We start from the raw sequence: 2235 nt of genomic DNA on the forward strand, positions 1-2235 counted from the left end.
TAACTCCATCAATACTGTCTTCAATAACCTGTACTCCTAAGTTATTAAATAACCTCACGATCATTTCTCCATTTGCTTCAGAAACTACTCTTAGGTTGAGCTTATTTGTGGCAGGATTAGGGAATGGAGTGACGAATACCACGGGCCGCTCAAAGGTTTCACAAGTGGTATTATTGCTTGCGTTTGAATCCTCAATACCAGCTAAATGACTATTTATCGTAACACAGACAAAATCGACATTTCTCGTGGCTAAGTTTAAATCTAAAGTATAATTAACAGGCTTAGGTTGTGCTGAAGACTCTAATTTCAAATCGAGGTTTTCTTCTACAGTGACCTCATTTCCGAAGTCAACCAATGCTGAGAGGCTATCAACTGAAAGCGTACCGTTATTTACAATCGTTAAAATGAGTTTATTATTTACAATTGTTAGTTGTCTCAATTCTACTTCAAGATCAGGAAAAAGTGCATTGATTATTGTTGAGGTCGTATCAACACACCCATTAGTATCTCTAACCACTAATTTCACTTCGTAGGTGCCCTCCTCTTCAAATACATGTACAGGATTTTCTTCTATAGACGTACTACCATCATCAAAATCCCACATTACCTCCTCTACATCAGAAGAATTATTGATAAACTGCACTTCGAATGGAGGTGCACCAAAAGTAGAACCTACTGAAAAACTGGCTTGTGGTGACTCCTGTATTTGGATGGGTTTGTTAAAACTATATTCACAACCACCAACGGTAATAATTCCCAAGGCTACAGTATATGATCCGGCCTCCTGAAAATCAAAAAAGACGCTAGAATCTGAGGCTGTTCCCAAACCTGCAAATTCCCAATTATAAACATCTACAGGATCTCCATTATTATTGGTAAGGTCATATAAGTTTACTTCCTGATTATCACAAGCATCCTCTATTCCGAAATCAATTATCGGAGCTGGATTTACTGACATTACCTGATTGGTAGTGTTAGAGCATAGGTTTTGCGAAGTAACAGTTAGGCTTACGTTATAATCTATCGCAAACTCAAATGTTTTTGTTGGGTTTTGCTCGTTACTAAACTCACCCCCTAAGTCCCACGCCCAGGATGTAAGCACCTCTCCTGGCACTGCTGTAGACTGATCTTGAAATTGAATTTCTTCACCAATACAAATTCGATCAACATCGAATTGCGCATCAGGTGCCGGCCTAACGTTTATTGCTTGCTCTGTTGAATCTTTACACCCAAATGTGGTAGTTGTAATCAATTTGACATCAAATTCTCCACTTGTAGAAAAGATGTGCTGTGGATCTTGCTCAGTTGATGTATTATTACCTGAGGCAGGGTCATCAAAATCCCATTGCCATTGTTCGATGTTAGCATTGTCTACACTACTTAGGTCTTCAAATTGTGTCAGTTCCATTTCGCAAGAAAGCTCATTACTGAAGTTTACCTGAGGCAAATCATAAACTGTCAATGGTTTAATAATGGAGGTAACACAGCCAGAAGCGTTTTCGGTGGTTAGTGTGACATTATAAACACCTGGTGATGTATACTCAAAAGGCTCTGGCGTCTCGCTCGATGACATGAAACCATTATCAAAATCCCAGGAATAGGAAACAATGTTGTCGCCTGTTGATACATTATTAAATTGAAATAACGTGCCTACGCAGCTATCATCAACAGTAAAGTCAGGTGCCGGGCCGGCTATAACATTAAAATTTTCAGTAATTTCATTTGAGCACCCTGGAATGGATGTAATCAGCTTTACTTCAAAACTTCCTCCCGAATCAAATTCATAGTCTAAGTCCCTATCGGTTGAAACAGAAGCACCATCTATTTGCCATTCAAAGCTTTCGTTACCCTCAAAATTATCAGGTGTCGTGTTGTTAAATGTCACCACTTGATTTGTACACACTACCCCTGCAGGACTTGTAAATGACCCTACTGGCTCTTCGTAAATAGTAAGGGTTTTTGTAGTAAAATTATCGCACGGATCAGGGTCTGTAACGCTCAATCTCACCTCATAGGTACCCGGTGTAGTAAAAGTATGAGAGGGGTCATTCGATGTAGATGTATTGCCATCTCCAAAATCCCAATTGTAAAATTGAATATCACCAGACATGTTCACTGATGTGAAGTCTATTGGATTATTAATACAGCTGACATCGAAAGGTGTGGATATGTCTATGTCTGGGGCAATGTTGGAGGAGACGGTGATTGTATCAACGATAAAGTCAACAATCTTAT

General features: G+C 39.2%; 1 protein-coding gene. It reads right to left on the reverse strand.

Annotated elements, in window-relative coordinates:
• On the reverse strand, window positions 1–2230 hold a 2230-nt coding region (locus E1176_RS02100; protein ID WP_343030492.1), incomplete at its 3' end, for a PKD domain-containing protein.
• Window positions 2231–2235 lie beyond the last annotated feature (5 nt).

Origin of the sequence: Fulvivirga aurantia (assembly GCF_009711475.1) — a bacterium.
GTDB lineage: Bacteria > Bacteroidota > Bacteroidia > Cytophagales > Cyclobacteriaceae > Fulvivirga > Fulvivirga aurantia.